This is a genomic window from Methylobacterium sp. E-065 (genome assembly GCF_022829605.1).
Taxonomy (GTDB): domain Bacteria; phylum Pseudomonadota; class Alphaproteobacteria; order Rhizobiales; family Beijerinckiaceae; genus Methylobacterium.
Map to the genome: position 1 here is coordinate 16,958 of NZ_JAKSYD010000188.1, position 13,390 is coordinate 30,347.

General features: G+C 69.4%; 15 protein-coding genes. 6 read left to right on the forward strand and 9 right to left on the reverse strand.

Annotation, left to right across the window (positions count from 1 at the left end; genetic code table 11):
* Positions 1-23: 23 nt before the first annotated feature.
* Positions 24-764 (reverse strand): DUF4336 domain-containing protein, encoded by a 741-nt coding sequence (locus MKK84_RS22930; RefSeq protein ID WP_243924035.1) that lies wholly within the window; start codon positions 762-764, stop codon positions 24-26.
* A gap of 216 nt (positions 765-980) precedes the next feature.
* Positions 981-1,556 carry a YgjV family protein gene (locus tag MKK84_RS22935; RefSeq protein WP_243924037.1) on the reverse strand — a complete coding sequence of 192 codons (576 nt, stop codon included), beginning with the start codon at positions 1,554-1,556 and terminating at the stop codon, positions 981-983.
* Between the two features lie 613 nt (positions 1,557-2,169).
* Between MKK84_RS22935 and MKK84_RS22940 the strand changes: the two genes are divergently transcribed.
* Together MKK84_RS22940 and egtD are read left to right on the forward strand one after the other, a co-directional pair.
* On the forward strand, positions 2,170-3,147 hold the full coding sequence (locus MKK84_RS22940; RefSeq protein ID WP_243924039.1) for a methyltransferase: 978 nt from the start codon (positions 2,170-2,172) through the stop codon (positions 3,145-3,147).
* Positions 3,144-4,067, forward strand: a complete 924-nt coding sequence (gene egtD, locus MKK84_RS22945) for an L-histidine N(alpha)-methyltransferase (protein ID WP_243924041.1) — start codon at positions 3,144-3,146, stop codon at positions 4,065-4,067. The genes MKK84_RS22940 and egtD overlap by 4 nt, the downstream gene beginning before the upstream one ends.
* 34 nt (positions 4,068-4,101) lie before the next feature.
* On the opposite strand, the gene MKK84_RS22950 is transcribed toward egtD, so the two are convergent.
* The 3 genes from MKK84_RS22950 to MKK84_RS22960 form a co-directional block, all read right to left on the reverse strand.
* Complete coding sequence (locus MKK84_RS22950; RefSeq protein ID WP_243924043.1) at positions 4,102-4,326, reverse strand: hypothetical protein; 225 nt, start codon at positions 4,324-4,326, stop codon at positions 4,102-4,104.
* Between the two features lie 71 nt (positions 4,327-4,397).
* A complete protein-coding gene (locus tag MKK84_RS22955; protein WP_243924045.1) occupies positions 4,398-4,841 on the reverse strand; it encodes a DMT family transporter in 444 nt (147 codons plus the stop codon).
* A gap of 39 nt (positions 4,842-4,880) precedes the next feature.
* Entirely contained in the window at positions 4,881-5,339 is a 459-nt protein-coding gene (locus MKK84_RS22960) for a DMT family transporter (RefSeq protein ID WP_243924047.1), read from the reverse strand.
* A gap of 222 nt (positions 5,340-5,561) precedes the next feature.
* On the opposite strand from MKK84_RS22960, the gene MKK84_RS22965 reads away from it, so the two are divergent.
* Genes MKK84_RS22965 through MKK84_RS22975 form a run of 3 tightly spaced genes read left to right on the forward strand, consistent with a single transcriptional unit; the run spans position 5,562 to position 8,226 of the window.
* Positions 5,562-7,568, forward strand: a complete 2,007-nt coding sequence (locus MKK84_RS22965; protein WP_243924049.1) for an OPT family oligopeptide transporter — start codon at positions 5,562-5,564, stop codon at positions 7,566-7,568.
* 2 nt (positions 7,569-7,570) lie between these two features.
* Entirely contained in the window at positions 7,571-8,074 is a 504-nt protein-coding gene (locus MKK84_RS22970; RefSeq protein ID WP_243924051.1) for a DUF2243 domain-containing protein, read from the forward strand.
* The gene (locus MKK84_RS22975; RefSeq protein WP_243924053.1) at positions 8,071-8,226 is read left to right on the forward strand and encodes a hypothetical protein; all 156 of its coding nucleotides are present in this window, start codon (positions 8,071-8,073) and stop codon (positions 8,224-8,226) included. The genes MKK84_RS22970 and MKK84_RS22975 overlap by 4 nt, the downstream gene beginning before the upstream one ends.
* 16 nt (positions 8,227-8,242) lie before the next feature.
* On the opposite strand, the gene MKK84_RS22980 is transcribed toward MKK84_RS22975, so the two are convergent.
* From MKK84_RS22980 to MKK84_RS22990, 3 genes are all read right to left on the reverse strand, one after another.
* Entirely contained in the window at positions 8,243-9,001 is a 759-nt protein-coding gene (locus tag MKK84_RS22980; protein WP_243924055.1) for an amino acid ABC transporter ATP-binding protein, read from the reverse strand.
* The gene (locus MKK84_RS22985; protein WP_243924057.1) at positions 8,998-9,678 is read right to left on the reverse strand and encodes an amino acid ABC transporter permease; all 681 of its coding nucleotides are present in this window, start codon (positions 9,676-9,678) and stop codon (positions 8,998-9,000) included. The genes MKK84_RS22980 and MKK84_RS22985 overlap by 4 nt, the downstream gene beginning before the upstream one ends.
* Positions 9,679-10,124: 446 nt before the next feature.
* Positions 10,125-10,901: an amino acid ABC transporter substrate-binding protein gene (locus MKK84_RS22990; protein WP_243924058.1), complete on the reverse strand. Its 777-nt coding sequence runs from the start codon at positions 10,899-10,901 to the stop codon at positions 10,125-10,127.
* A 329-nt stretch (positions 10,902-11,230) separates the two neighbouring features.
* On the opposite strand from MKK84_RS22990, the gene MKK84_RS22995 reads away from it, so the two are divergent.
* The gene (locus tag MKK84_RS22995; RefSeq protein ID WP_243924060.1) at positions 11,231-12,157 is read left to right on the forward strand and encodes a dihydrodipicolinate synthase family protein; all 927 of its coding nucleotides are present in this window, start codon (positions 11,231-11,233) and stop codon (positions 12,155-12,157) included.
* A gap of 7 nt (positions 12,158-12,164) precedes the next feature.
* On the opposite strand, the gene MKK84_RS23000 is transcribed toward MKK84_RS22995, so the two are convergent.
* The gene (locus MKK84_RS23000; RefSeq protein ID WP_243924062.1) at positions 12,165-13,379 is read right to left on the reverse strand and encodes a pyridoxal phosphate-dependent aminotransferase; all 1,215 of its coding nucleotides are present in this window, start codon (positions 13,377-13,379) and stop codon (positions 12,165-12,167) included.
* Positions 13,380-13,390 lie beyond the last annotated feature (11 nt).

The window sequence follows — 13,390 nt, forward strand, 5'->3', positions numbered from 1 at the left end:
AAGGGTCGCGGTCCGGCGCGCTCTCAGGTGAACCGACCCAGCCAGCGCAGGGCGTGGCGCAGGCGTGCGGTCGCATCCCCCGCGAACCACAATCCATGCGCGAAGATGACCCGTTCCGGCACCAGCGCGACGAGTTCCGCGGCCGCCCGTGCCGCCGCCTGTCGACGCAGCTTGATGACGAGGCGCAGGTAGGGCGGCGGCTGGCCGTGGGGCGTGGTCATGCGGGCCAGCTGCAGGAACGGCCGCAGCAACGCCGGCATCTTGGCCGGTTCGAGGTTGAGGACGAGGTCGGTCAGGATCAGCGTCCGGCTCGGCCCGTGGAAGAAGCCGACTTCCCGGAACCCGAGGCCGCCGGGGACGATGGTCTGGCGTAGATCCGCGGCCCATTCCGGCGGCGCCGCGTCTCCCAGCACCCGGTCGACCCGCAGGCCGGAGCGTTGGACCTGCCCCCGCTGGCGCAGGTTCGGGGCCGCCCAGGTCAGCGCCTCCGGGCAATGGTCCTGCCACGCTTTCAGGTAGGTCCAATGCGCGATGTTCGGCGCGACCAGATGGCGGATCGGCCCCAGCGCCGCGATGTCCCGGTGCAGGCGCGGGTCGTAGCGCGTCGGCGAGTGCAGCCAGAGCGCGCCGTCGCGGAGGCGGATGATCGTCATCCGCACGGGCAGCGGGATGCCGAGGGCGCGCAGCGGGCCGCTATCGACGATCCAGACACCCTCGGCCACCGGCTTGAGTACGTCGAGCGGGGGATAGGTGGCCTCTGACAAACGGGATCTCCGGTGGAAGGCCGGCGGCCTCGCACGCCAGGATTGGCTTTACCGGAACGCCGGAGGCCTGCGGGGTTTCCGGGGTGGATCGCCGCAGGGGCGGCGTATCCTGAGCGCCGTTCCCGATCGCGTTGTCATCGGGCACGGGTCTAAGCCCTTGTTGTCACACGCTCTTCTGCGCCGCACCGGTGTCCACTTCGGCGGAGAACTCTTTAGCTACGCCCGCAGGCCAACCGGCGTGACCGGGCGGGACGGCAGGGCACGCAGCAACGCGATCGTCAGGCCGAAGATCGTCAGCAGGTCGCAGGTCAGGCCGAAGACCGAGCCGACCAGCAGGTTGTGCCCGGCCCAGCACAGGGAGGCGCCGAGGAAGAGCAGACGCATGGGCTGCGGTGCTGCATGGAGGCGGGCCCCCGTGGCGAGCAGCGTGCCGAACGCCGCGCAGGCCGAGGGCCAGCCGTTCCAGGTGGCAGCCGTCAGGCAGGCCGCCGCGAGGGTGCTGGCCGCGAACAGGGGCGGCACCCAGCCGCTCCGGCCCGGACGGCCGAGGCAGGTCAGCGCGACGAGACTCTGCAGCACCGAGATGGCGCACATGGCGGTGCCGGTGAGCGCCCCGAGCGTCAGATAGTGGATGCCGAAGGCGGCTGCGCAGGCCGCAGAGGCCAGCAGGATCCGGTCCCGCCGCGGCATGATGCCGGCCGTAAAACCCAGGCACAGGCCCAGCGATCCGAACAGATCGAGATGGGCCGCGGCCGAGACCGCCCAGACAGACAAGTAATCGACGGCGTTCATCGTTAGCGCCCGACCGGCGCGGATGCGCCGTTTCTATCGGATGCGCTAGGTTTTCATGGTAAGCGGATCGTTAATGCCGGTCCGTCGCCGGGACACGACGGCGTGAGCGTGACCTTTCGGTCTCTACAGGTGCGGATTTCTTGGCCCGAGCGGGAAACACGACCCACGCTCGCCCCTGACTGGCCTTGCCAGACCTATTGGCTAACCCGCTCGCCCTTCGGCGGGGGAGGGGCGTGGGACCCGTATCCTGCGGATTGACGGAAGGGGTAATCTTGGCAACCCTGCGGAGGATCGGCAGGTCCATCCTGGATCACTCCATGCAGACGGGAAGCATAGACGTCTTATCATCCAACAACACTGTATTAACATAAATTAATCGTCAAAATTGGTGTTTCCGTAGTCGGAACAACGCCTAAAGCGATCGGTTTTCCGGGCATTCAATCAAGTGCGAGACCGCGGCCATTCGGCCCGCGGTAGGTGCAGCCTTGCCCGACGACTGGACCTGCCCGTACCCGCGGGTCGGCGACCGCACCCTGGAACGCCCGGCAGGCGGCGGAGACCCTCTGGTTCGGCGCCTGTGTGGCGCGCCAGATGGACAGCTGAGGACCGGCCGATGACGCGATCCGAACCGTTTCCCCAACACGTGTTCCCCGCCGACGAGGGAGCCGTACTGGCGCTGGCGCGCGCCCTGCGCGACATGGGCTACAGCTTCACCACGGTAACCCCGGCCAGCCACGCCCATGTCAACGTGCGGCCGCGCAACGCCGAGGCGCAGGCCCTGCGCGACGTGTTCGGTTGGAGCCGGCCGTTCCGGGCCGGGCTGCTCCCCGAACCGATCCTGCGGCTGATGCGCGAAGCCGGCGCCGTAGTGGAGGACGGGCCGCTCCTGCGGCCCACACTACGGTTCTCCAGCCTCGATGGCGAACTCTTCGCCCATTCCGCCTATCCGCCGAGCGCCGCCGACGCGGTGTTCTTCGGCCCCGACACGATGCGCTTCGTGGGCGCGGTGATCGCCCACGTCGAGGGTCGAACCGCCCCGGTGCGCCGGGCGGTCGATCTCGGCTGCGGCTCGGGCGCCGCCGGGATCTGCATCGCCAAGCGCAAGCCGGGCGCCGAAATCGTGCTGGTCGACATCAACCCCGCCGCCATGCGCGCGGCCCAGGTCAACGCTCGCCTCGCCGGGACCGAAGGCGTCGTGGTCCGCCGCAGTGACATGCTGCGCGACGTCGAGGGTTCGTTCGACCTGATCGTGTCGAACCCGCCCTTCATGATCGACCCCGCCGCGCGGGCCTATCGGGATGGCGGCGGCCCGTTCGGGGCCGGCCTGTCGCTCGCCTTGGCCGAGCAGGCGGTGGAGCGTCTCGCGCCCGGTGGTACTCTGGTCCTGTTCACTGGCGCGGCCATCGTCGAAGGGAAGGACCCGTTCCGCGACGCCGTAGCCGAGCTGTGCATCGGCGCCGGCCTGGACTGGACCTATCGCGAGTTCGACCCGGACGCGTACGGCGAGGAGCTGGCGACCGAGGCTTACGACGCCGTGGAGCGCCTCGCCCTCGTCGTCCTCACGGCCACGCGCCCGGGGTCGCACGCATGAGCGACGCGTTCCTCCGCGATGCCCTTGCGGGCCTGACCGCCGTGCCGAAGACGCTGCCCGGAAAATACCTCTGGGACGAGATCGGCTCCGACCTGTTCGACCGGATCTGCCACAGCGCCGACTACTACCCGACCGCCCAGGAGACCGCGCTCCTACCTCAGGCCGCCGCCGACGTGGCGCGGCAGGTCCGGCCGGGCGTGACCGTGGTCGAGTTCGGCAGCGGCGCGAGCCGCAAAATCCGCACGCTGCTCGACGCGCTCCCCGAGCCCGCGGCCTACATCGCCATCGACATCTCGGGTGCGTATCTGGAAGCGGCGATCCGGCGGCTCGCGCCGGACTATCCGGGCATCGCCATGGTGCCGGTCTGCGCGGATTACTCGAAGCCGGTCACGTTGCCGGTCCAGGCCGGTCCGGGGGGAATCCTTGGCTTCTATCCTGGCACGAGCATCGGCAATTTCGATCCCAGCGAGGCTGGCCGGTTCCTGGAGCGGGCGCGCAAAACGCTCGGGCCCAGCCTGTTCCTGGTGGGTGCGGACGGGACCGCCGACCCTGAGCGTCTGCAGCGCGCCTACGGCGCCGCCGACGGGTTGATGGCGGCGTTCCACCGCAACATCCTCACCCGGCTGAACCGCGAATGCGGGGCGGATTTCGACACCGATAATTTCCGGCACCAGATCCGGCTGCTGCCGGATCCATTCCGCGTCGAGGCGCATCTCGTGGCGACTCGGCCCGAAACCTACCGGCTCGGCGCGCACACCATCGCGTTCGCGGCCTCCGAGAGCATCCGAACCGACACGTCGCACAAGTACACGGCGGACGCGTTCCAGGCGCTCGCGCGCGAGGCCGGCTGGCAGCCGCGTGCGCTTTGGCAGGCCGAAGGTGGCAGCTTCAAACTGCATCTGTTGCAGGCCCAGGACTGATCCCGACGATTGATCCCAACGACTGATCCCGGCGTCAGACGACCTCGATCGGCGCGTGCTTGCCATCGTGGGCCGAGCCGGATTCGAGGCTCTGCGTCTCGGCTGCGTGCTGCTGATCCCGCGCCGGCGGTGGGTAATCCGCGAGCGGGCGCCAGGGCGCCGCCGGGACCCCCTGGCGGAGGCCCCCGGGCCTCAGGAACAGCCAGGCGGCAACGGCCATCCAGGGAATCACGAAGAAAGCGAAAGCGGCGAGCCCCACGGTATGCTCCGGGCAGGGGTTGCGACCGGGTAAAACGCCGTAGTGATGGACTGGGATCCCTCCGGCCACCCTTAGAACCGCGCGACAAGTCCCACGCCGCCGATCATCAGGGCGCCGCCGAGGACGCGCCACAGGCTTGCCGGGTGGACCTTGAATCCGACGAGCCCGAAATGATCGAGCAGGGTCGAGGTGATCACCCCTGCAGTGACGATCAGCCCAAGGAAGGTCGCGGCGCCGATCTTCTTGGCGATAAAGAGCTGCGCCATCATCAGGCCCGCGCTCATCAGTCCGCCGAACCACGCCCACCAGGGTACCTCGGCGAGGCGGTCCGCCCCCGGCAGGCCGAACTGCCCGGTCGCCAGCATGATCACCCCGGTGGTCGCGAGGCTCACCAGCAGGCTGAGCACGCCCGCCGGGAGCGGCCGCGCGAACGCCTTGGCGAGGGTGGCGTTCTGGCCCGGCGCGACCGCGCTGGCGAGCCCGGCCAGCAGGGCGAACCCGTAGAGGAACAACATGCCGAGACCTTGATGACGGAGCGGGGACGCGCGGGGCCTTCAGAACACCGCCACCAGGGCGACGCCGACGATCATCAGGGCGCCTCCGGCCAGACGCCAGCGGCCGGCGGGGTGGCGATCGAACCCGACGAGCCCGTAATGATCGAGGGCGATCGAGCCGATCACGCCCGCCGTGATCACACAGCTCAGGAAAGGGGCAGCGCCGATCTGCTCCGAGACGTAGAGCTGCGCCAGGACGATGGCGGCGCCGAGGACACCCCCGGGCCAAGCCCACCAGGGGACGGCGGCGACGTCCTCAGCCCCCACCTGCCCGGCGCCCGGCCGGGCGAAGCGTCGGGCTACCGCCATGATGATTGCGAAGCAGGCGATCGCCAGGGCGAAGCAGAAGATTCCGGCCAGCATCGGCTGACCCGTGGCCTTGGCCAGCGTCGCATTCTGGCCCGGCTCGATGGCGTTCGCGACGCCGGCCAGCAGGGCAAGGCCGTAGAGATACCACATGGGGCGTCTGGGTTGTCTCGGAGCGGAGCCGACAACGCAGTCGGTCTGCTGCCAAACCCGCCGGGGCGGCGGATGACTGCATCGAACCGGCGGGACGCCCCGGGTCAGATCGCCCCAGGTGCCAGCAACGGGGCCTGCAACGCTTGGTCGAAAGGCTGCAAGCGCCGTCTCGGGAAAGTTTTGTACCCTCGCGCTGTTTGCTTATGACAGCCAGGGGGACTGATGGACGCGCGCAGCCCGACGCCGCCCAAGACGCAGCAGAGTCCCGTAGAGCTGACGCTTCGCGGCATCGCCCTCGGCGCGGCCATCACGATCGTCTTCATGGCCGCCAACCTCTACATGGGGTTGAAGACCGGGATGACGTTCTCGTCGTCGATCCCGGCCGCGATGATCTCGATGGGTGCGTTCCGGCTGATGGGCGGCGCCGGCATCCTCGAAAACAACATCGTGCAGACGCAGGCCTCGGCCGCCGGCACGCTGTGCAATGTCATCCTGGCGCTGCCGGGCCTCGTCCTCATCGGGCGCTGGCAGGGTTTCCCGTTCTGGCAGACCACTGCGGTCTGCCTGCTCGGGGGGCTGCTCGGCGTCGCGTTCTCGATTCCCCTGCGCCGCGCCCTCGTGGCCGGCAGCGAACTTCCCTATCCGGAGGGGATCGCCGCTGCCGAGGTGCTCCGGACCGGACAGGAGGAGGAGGGCGGCCACGGCCTGCGCGATCTGCTGGCTGCGGCAGGCGTGGCCGGGACGATCGGGTTCGCCACAACCGGGCTGAAAATCCTGGGCGAGGGCATGAACGGCGCGATCAGCCTCGGCGGTGCGGCGTTCCGCACCGGGACCGGCTTCTCGCTGGCGCTGGTCGGTGTCGGCTACCTCGTTGGGATCGGGGCCTGCCTTGCGCTGCTGACCGGCGTCGTGATCGCCTGGGGGATCGCGGTCCCGGTGCTCACAGCGCTGTCGCCCGATCCGGGCCAGTCCGCCGGGGCGGCGGCCGAGGCGGTCTGGTCGAGCCACGTGCGGCTGATGGGAGCCGGGATCATCGCGGTCGGCGGCGTGTGGACGGTCGGCTCGCTGGCGAAACCGATCCTGGGCAGCATCCGCGCGGCCCTGTCCGGCGCCGGCGGCCTCGGCAGGGACCATCCCCGCGAGGAGCGTGACCTACCGATCACCTGGGTCGCCGCCGGGACGCTGGCGCTGGGTGTGCCGCTGGCGGACCTGTTCTGGGTCTTCGCAAAGCCCGCCGATCTCGGCGGCCTGCTGATCGTGCTGGCGCTATCCGCGACCCTGTTCACGATCCTGTTCGGCTTCCTGATGGCGGCGGCCTGCGGCTACCTCGCGGGGTTGCTGGGCTCGTCGTCGAGCCCGATCTCAGGGATCGGCATCCTGACCACGATGGCGACCGCGCTGCTGCTGCCGCTGATCCTTGGCCATTCCGCCGGGCCGGAGGGCGACCGGTTCGTCACCGGCATGGCCCTGCTGCTGACCGCCGTCATCGTCACGACCTCCTCGATCGCCAACGACAACCTGCAGGACCTGAAGACCGGGCAGGTGCTCGGCGCCACGCCCTGGCACCAGCAGGTCGCCCTGATCCTCGGCGTCGGGATCGGGGCCGTGGTGATCGCCCCGATTCTGTCGCTTCTGTACGAGGCCTACGGCTTCGTCGGCACGCCGCTGCGCGAGGGCCAGGATGCGGCGAGCGCCATGCCGGCGCCCCAGGCCGCTCTGATGACCCAGATCGCCAACGGCATCGTCCACAGTGAGCTGCCCTGGCGCATGGTGCTGATCGGTGCCGGGCTCGGAGTGGTGCTGGTCGCCGTCGAGACCCGGCTGAAGCGGCGCGACTTCACCTTCCCGGCGCTCACGGTCGGGATCGGCATGTACCTGCCGCTCTCCGTCGAGATGACGATCGCCATCGGCGGCGTGCTCGGCTGGGTGGCCCAGCGCCGGTTGCGCGCCCGGGTCGGGGCCAAGGGCGACAAGAGGGCCGACACGGTGGTGGGCGTCGCCCGCCGCCGCGGCGTCCTCCTCGCCTCGGGCTTTCTGGTCGGGGAGAGCTGCGTCGGCGTCCTGCTCGCCGGTGCCGATCTCATGGCGGGGCACAGCGCGGCGCTCGCCGTCGTCGGAAAGGGCTTCGCGCCCTATGCGACCGGGCTCGGGCTCGTGGTGTTCCTGGCGGCCCTGACGGTCTACCTGCGGATGGTCTCGACCCCGGGCCGTCCTGAGCCCGGGACATGAGCATGGACGCGACCCGAGACCGAGGATTTCCCCTCAGCGCCGGCCTCCTGTTCGGGCTCGGGCTCGGCGGCTTCTTCGACGGGATCGTGCTGCATCAGGTGCTGCAATGGCACCACATGGTGAGCAGCTGGTACCCGATCGATTCGATCGGCAATCTCGAGCTGAACACCCGATGGGACGGCATCTTCCACAGCGCGACCTACGTGTTCGTCGTGCTCGGATTGTTCGTCCTCTGGCGCGCGGCGCATCGCACGCATCTCGTCTGGTCCGGCAAGCTCCTCGCCGGGTCGGTGCTGATCGGCTGGGGCGTGTTCAACCTCGTCGAGGGCGTGATCGACCACGAGGTGCTCGGCGTCCATCACGTCAACGAGCTGATGCCGCGGGCGCAGTGGCTCTACTGGGATCTCGGCTTCCTGCTCTGGGGCGGCGCCATGCTGGCAGTGGGCCTCGGCCTCGTGCAGATCGGCCGGGCGGAGGACACCGCGACGGCGCGCGGGCCGACATGAGGGCTGCCGCGCCCAACCTTCGGGCCGCCGTACCTTGGCTCGCCCTGGCGGCCGGCCTGATCCTCGCCACATTGCCGGCGTGGCGACCGCTATTCTTCGAGACCGCTTTGTCGATCGAGGACCTCCTGAACCTGCGCTGCCTGCCGCGCTGAGCCGCGCGGCCGCCGGTCAGGTGCCCGCCGCCTCGCCGAGCAGCGTCCGGACGAAGCGCTGCGTGCGCGGATCCCCTGGCTTTCCGAACAGGTCGGCGGCGGCGCCCTGCTCGACGATGGTGCCGCCCTCCAGGAACACCACCGTGGCGGCGACGCGACGCGCGAGGCGCAGGTCGTGGGTCGCCATCAGCATGGTCGTGCCCTCGCCTGCGAGGCCGGCCAGCACGTCCACCACTTCGGCGGCGAGTTCGGGATCGAGGGCCGAGGTCGGCTCGTCGCAGAGCAGCAGGCGCGGGGAGGGCGCGAGTGCCCGGGCGATCGCCACCCGCTGCTGCTGGCCGCCCGACAGGCTGGCGGGCCAGTCCGCCGCCTTGTGGGCGAGGCCGACGCGCTCCAGCAGATCCAGCGCCCGAGCTCGCGCCTTGGCCGGTGGCCATTGGGCTACCGTGACGAGGCCCTCCATCACGTTCTCGACCACGGTGCGGTGAGGGAAGAGCTGGAAGTTCTGGAACACCATGCCGGTCTGGCGGCGCACGGCGAGCACGTCCCGCCGGGCCGGCGGGTGTCCCGGTCGGAACTCGAGACGGAGGTCGCCGACGGTGAGTGTGCCGCCTTGCGGGATCTCCAGCAGGTTCACGCAGCGCAGCAGCGTCGACTTGCCCGAGCCCGACGGGCCGATCAGCGCCGTCACCCGCCCCTCCGGAATGGCGAGATCGACGCCCCGCAGGACCGGGTTGGCGCCGAAGCGTTTCTCGATGGCCGATAGGGCGATCACGCGCGCGCCTCCAGATAGCCGCCATAGCGCCCGAGGCGCCGTTCCAAGAGCGTCTGCAGCCAGGACAGGAGCGAGGACAGGACGAGGTAGATCAGGGCGGCCTCGATATAGAGGATCAGCGGCTCGTAGGTGACCGCGACGATGCGCTGGGCCGCCTGGAACAGCTCCGGCACGGTGATGGCGGCGGCGAGCGAGGTGTCCTTCACCAGGGCGATGAAGGTGTTGGCGAGCGACGGCACCGCGACCCGCGCCGCCTGGGGCAGGATCGTGCGGCGCAGCGCCTGGGCGGGTGTCATGCCGATCGCGTAGGACGCCTCCCACTGGCCCTTCGGGATGGACGCGATGGCGGCGCGGATGATCTCGGACGTGTAGGCGCCGACGTTCAGCGTGAACCCGATCACCGCGGCCGGGAAGGCGTCGATCAGGATCCCGAGGCTTGGCAGGCCATAGAAGATCACGAAGAGCTGGACGAGGAGCGGCGTGCCCCGGAAGATCCACACGTAGAGCCACGCCAGGGCCGCTAGGGGGCGGGGGGCGAACAGGCGCAGGAGGGCGGTTCCGAGACCGAGGGCGAGCCCCAGCGTGAAGGCGATCAGCGTCAGCGGAACGGTGAAGCGCAAGCCTGCGACGAGGAGTGGCTCGAGCGATTGAAGCATGAGGTCGAGCCAATGCGGCACGGGGCGGCGTCTCCTTTCGGGGGAACGGGGTTACTTCGCATATCTTCACCGAAGAAGGGGCTCGAACCGCGCGTTTTCTTCCCCCGGCAGAGCGGCAGCGGGCGACCAACGTTCGAGGCACGCGGTTTGTGACAGAACGCTACGGGCTCCCTCTCCCGAGCGGGAGAGGGTTGGGGTGAGGGACGAGAACTGTCAGGATCGAGCACGGGATTGATGCGCCGACGGGGCGCGCCCGATCCTGAAAGACCTGATCCCTCACCCTGTCCCTCTCCCGCACGGGAGAGGGGACCCGCGCTTTATCTTGCCGCCTGTTCCCTGCACACGATGTGTAGATCCGGTAGCCTTTGCGAGGCAGGGAGAGGCGCTGATGCTTTCGCCTTCTTACCGACAGCCCGGATCAACCTAGCTCTATGTGAGCGGCGTCGCGGCACTGCCTCTCTGAAAATTCACTTCGAGACGTCCGCCTCAAAGTACTTCTGCGCGATCGCCGCATAGCTGCCATCGGCCTTGATCTCGTCGAGCGCCTTGTCGAGGGCGGCCTTCAGCGCGGGGTTGTTCTTGCGCAGGATGATCCCGGAGGCGTCCGCGTCGGCCTGCTCGGCGGCGATCTTCATGGGGGCGTTCGGCTTCTGCTTGCGGAAGTCGAGGAACGACAGGTTGTCGTTGACGGTGGCGTCGGCCCGTCCGGTGATCACCAACTGGACCGACTGATCGAACCCGTCCGTGCCGATGAGCTGCGCGCCGGACTGCTCGGCCAAGCGGGCGAAGTTACTGGTCAGGCTCTGGGCGGCCTTCTTGCCCTTCAGGTCGGCGAAGGATGTGATGTCGGTTCGGTCCGACTTGGTGATCAGCACGGCGCGAGCCCGGATATAGGGCTCCGAGAAGTCGAACTTCGCCTGCCGCTCCTTGGTGATGCCGACTTGGTTGATCACCACGTCGTAGCGTCCGCCGTCGAGCCCCGCGATCAGCCCGTCCCACTTGCCCTCGAGAAACTGGGGCGTGACGCCGAGCTTCTCGGCGACCTTGCGGCCGATCTCCACGTCGAACCCGACGAGCGCCCCGGAGGCATCGTGGAACGTGAAGGGCGCGTAGGTGCCCTCGGTGCCGATGCGTAGGGTCTTGGCGGCCCGGATCGTGTCGAGGTCGTCGGCCCGGGCGGGCGCGCCCAGGATGAGAGCCGAGACGGCCAGCACCGCGGCCAGACCGGTCGAGAAAAGTCGCATCCGAAAATACCTCACGCCGATAACAATGTTCTCTCGCGGCCGTCGAAGTCGATCCGGCCCCGCGCGTTCATTTCGTCAATGAATCGAGCCGAGCCGTCAAGGCAAGCGAACGGATCAATCGTGGTGAAGCCGAGCTCCTTCGCGCCGGTCTACTCCGGCCGCGTCTGGATTGTTCTGGGTTAGGGGCTGAAACTAAGCTGACCATCCTGTCACATCGGCGGCTGTGCCCCGCGACGATGCCGCGCGGCGTTCGTGATAGGAGGCGGCCCGCCCCGGGCATCGAACGATTCGCGGGGTGGACTCTTGGCCCCGCCGCAGAAGGACCGCCCATGACTTCGCTCGCTCACGCCTATCGTGGCGTCTTCCCGGTCGCCCCCACGGTGTTCGACGCCTCCGGCGCCCTCGATCTCGACGGGCAGCGCCGGGCGATCGATTTCATGATCGATGCCGGCAGCCACGGCATCTGCATCCTCGCGAACTTCTCCGAGCAATTCGTGCTCACCGACGACGAGCGCGAGCGCGTGATGCACGCCGTGCTGGACCATGTGGCCGGCCGCGTGCCGGTGATCGTCACCACGACGCATTTCGCCACGCAGGTCTGTGCCGAGCGCTCGCGCCGGGCACAGGATGCCGGGGCCGCCATGGTGATGATCATGCCGCCCTATCACGGCGCCACGATCCGCGTGCCCGAGATCGGCGTCTACGACTTCTTCCGCACGGTTTCGGACGCGATCTCCATCCCGATCATGATCCAGGATGCGCCGGTTTCGGGCACGCCCCTCTCGGCTGCGTTCCTGGCGCGCATGGCCCGGGAAATCGCCAACGTCAGCTATTTCAAGATCGAGACCGCCCAGGCGGCCGCGAAACTGCGCGAGCTGATCGCGCTCGGCGGCGATGCCGTGGTCGGCCCCTGGGACGGCGAGGAGGCGATCACCCTGATGGCCGATCTCGATGCCGGCGCCACCGGGGCGATGACCGGCGGTGCCTATCCGGATGGGATCCGCCGGATCACCGACGCCTTTGCGGCCGGGCGCCGAGAGGAAGCTCTCGACGCCTATGAGCGCTGGCTGCCGCTGATCAACTACGAGAACCGGCAATGCGGGCTGCTCGCCTGCAAGGCATTGATGCAGGAGGGCGGGGTGATCGCCCACGAGACCGCGCGCCTCCCGCTTCAGCCGCTCCACCCGGCGACCCGGGCGGGCCTGATCGAACTCGCCCGCCGGAACGACGCGCTGGTGCTGCGCTGGGGGCGGTAGGCTCGGTTCAGCCTGCGCGGCCGAACACGGCGGAGAGGCGCTCCACCGCCTCCCGCGCCAGTTCCGGGCTGATGGCGAAGCAGATCCGCACCAGACCCTCGCCCTCCGGCCCGAAGGCGGTGCCGGGGGCCACACCGACCTTGGCCTCGCGCAGCAGGCGCAGCGCGAGGTCGAGGCTCGGCTCGTCGCCGCCCATCCGGGCCATCAGGTAGAAGGCGCCGTCTGGCGGCGCCACGGTGACGCCCGGCAGCCGGGACAGGCCGTCCACCAGGATCGCGCGCGCCTCGGCGCAACGGTCGACCATGGTGCGGATGAAGCCGTCGCCCTCGTTCAGCGCCGCGATGCAGGCGTGCTGCACGAAGGTCGAGATCGAGGTGGTGCTGTACTGCCCGAGCTTGGCGAAGGTCGGCGCCAACCCGCGCGGATAGATGACCCAGCCGGCGCGCCAGCCGGTCATCGCCCAGTTCTTCGAGAACGTGTTGGTGACGATCAGCCGGTCGTCCGGCTCGCAGATCTGCAGGAAGGACGGGGCGATCCGGTTGCCGTAGGTGAAATGCGCGTAGACCTCGTCCGACAGGATCCAGAGACCGCGGGCGCGGGCGAGGTCGCGCAGGGCCGTCATCTCGGCGAGCGGCATGGTCCAGCCCGTCGGGTTCGAGGGCGAGTTGATCATGATCACCCGGGTGCGGGGCGTCAGCGCGGCCTCGATATCGGCGAGCGGCAGGGCGAAGCGCCCGTCCGCCTGCCTGCGGTAGGGCACCGCCACCGGCACGCCGCCGGTGATGCGCACGGCCTCCCGCAGGTTCGGCCAAGCGGGAGAGGGGATGATGATCTCGTCGCCGGGCTCCAGCAGCACCTGGGCGGCCTGCATGATCGCGTTCATGCCGCCGGCCGTGACGGCGAACCGGTCGGGCGGGATCTCCACGCCCCAGTGGCGGGCGTGATAGGCGCCCAGCGCCTCGCGCAGGGCCGGCAGGCCCAGCGAGGTCGTGTAGCGGGTATGCCCCGCGAGCATCGCCCGGTGCGCCGCCTCGATGATGAAGGGCGGCGTCGCGAGGTCGCCCTCTCCGATCCAGAGCTTCACCACCTCCGGGTCGTCGCGCCCGCGATCCGCCACGAGGCCGATCTGGCTCGTGCCGATGCCGCGGATGCGGTCCGACAGGAGCGCGGCGAGATCGACCGGAGCGGCTTCAGCAAAGGGCGCGGCAAGGGAATCGGCCATGGGGCGCGGGG